2 pseudogenes are annotated in these 396 nt (G+C 71.7%); one reads left to right on the top strand and one right to left on the bottom strand.

The annotated features are described in order from the left end of the window. Positions 1-301: pseudogene (locus tag GD429_RS41545) on the bottom strand (SAM-dependent methyltransferase); the annotation flags it as partial. Between GD429_RS41545 and GD429_RS41550 the strand changes: the two are divergent. Next, a pseudogene (locus tag GD429_RS41550) lies at positions 300-396 on the top strand (hydroxyacylglutathione hydrolase); the annotation flags it as partial. The pseudogenes GD429_RS41545 and GD429_RS41550 sit on opposite strands and share 2 nt — an antisense overlap.

Genomic DNA, 396 nt, shown 5'->3' on the forward strand with positions numbered 1-396 from the left:
GCGGTGCCCCGGCGGCCCGGTCCTCGCCAGGCGCGTCGCCCTCGGCATGGTGCGCCGTGGAGGGGGCCCCGCTGGCCGGCGGAGGCGGCCACAGCAGCGCCTCGGCCGCGCCGAGCGCCAGCCAGCGGTGCGGCATGCGGTTCGCGCGCAGGCCCTGCAGGCCGGGCATGCCGAGCTGCAGCGCGTGGTAGCCGAACACGTCGGCGACCATTTCGTCATAGCGCTCCTGCTCCCACGCCAGCAGGTATCGGCCGGGCGGTGAGTCGAACCAATGGTGCAAACCTATAATTTCGTCGCTCATGAACTTGCTGCCGCTGCCCGCTTTCACCGACAACTACATCTGGATGCTGCACGACGGGCATCGCGCCGCCGTGGTCGACCCGGGGGAACCCGGCC

Origin of the sequence: Burkholderia sp. BE17 (assembly GCF_009362305.1) — a bacterium.
Classification (GTDB): Bacteria; Pseudomonadota; Gammaproteobacteria; order Burkholderiales; family Burkholderiaceae; genus Burkholderia; species Burkholderia pyrrocinia_C.